At 30.9% G+C, this 663-nt stretch carries 1 pseudogene; it reads left to right on the top strand.

What is annotated here, in order from left to right:
• Positions 1-541: 541 nt before the first annotated feature.
• Positions 542-663, top strand: a pseudogene (locus tag ACFIK8_RS11810) (hemin-binding protein E); the annotation flags it as partial.

Raw genomic sequence — 663 nt, 5'->3', positions numbered from 1 at the left:
ATGCGCTTTTTTATACCTTTTAATGATGATATTATTTATCATCTTTTTGGGGCTAATACGTATTAATAATATTACATTGCATGTTGATAAACCCCTATCAAGTAAGACACCTTTACGCACTTAAAAATGCTAGGAGTTCTTTCAGAAAAACATGAGCATTGGCGTTTTTATTGCATAAATTGAGACAAAATATTAAAAAGGTTATAACTCTGTATTTTTTACCATATCAATAACGGAAGTATATTGAGCAAAGTGGGGTAAGAAATTTTATCAGTTCCGTTCACCAACTTCATTTTTTTCAAGAAATTGATATGATGGTTATTTATGTAGTGTTCCGCAATGGTGAAAGATATGAAGCGCATGAAAGCTAATAAATTTGCCTAATAAAGATTCAAATAATTTCTATAACATCATTGGTTAAAATGTGTTTGCATTTTCCAATGAGGAGGTTATTTTCCTTATAACTGTATCATTTTTACTATAGATTTTTTGGAAAAAATATGAAACCATGTTTGTAATATAAGTTTCTAGGGGAGCAATTATGGCTACAAAATATTTAATCACAACATCTATTTTTTCGTTAATTTCAATTTCTATAGCCCAGGCCGCGGATGTCATCATTCCAGAGCAGCCTGAGCCTGTAGTTGCAGTTCCTGCTTTTTC

This window comes from Bartonella sp. MR168JLCBS (assembly GCF_042194175.1).
Note: the sequence above shows the minus strand (reverse complement) of the source record. Positions and strands in the feature narration are given on the sequence as shown.